The sequence below is a fragment of the Bacillus sp. SIMBA_074 genome, from assembly GCF_046534555.1.
Lineage (GTDB): Bacteria > Bacillota > Bacilli > Bacillales > Bacillaceae_G > Bacillus_A > Bacillus_A mycoides.
In genome coordinates this window covers 1-275 of record NZ_JAWRYM010000449.1, presented here as the reverse complement: position 1 = coordinate 275, position 275 = coordinate 1, and the positions used below count along the sequence as shown (strand labels likewise).

1 protein-coding gene is annotated in these 275 nt (G+C 55.3%); it reads right to left on the bottom strand.

All coding sequences use genetic code 11. The annotated features are described in order from the left end of the window. A partial coding sequence (locus SB773_RS31540) for a hypothetical protein (protein WP_410594248.1) occupies positions 1-180 on the bottom strand: 180 nt, incomplete at its 3' end. Positions 181-275: the final 95 nt, after the last annotated feature.

Genomic DNA, 275 nt, shown 5'->3' with positions numbered 1-275 from the left:
AGGATAGGCGTAAGCAAGCAGCCTTCCCGTTGCTGCTATGTCTGTTGCCTCAGCATTTTCAAGCACACTCCACTGCCGCTTTAATTGAGCCGCTTCTTCCCAAATGCGCCGGATCGTGCCTTCATCAACCTGTAGCTCGCCAAGATGCGCTCGCTCTAACTTCTTGTGGCGACCGATCATTCTGAGCAATTCGACGCGCAGCTGCAAGTCTGCATCCTGGCTCGCCCCCCTGCCTCGGATGATATCACGCTCGTTTATGAGCACGGCAAGCTCAC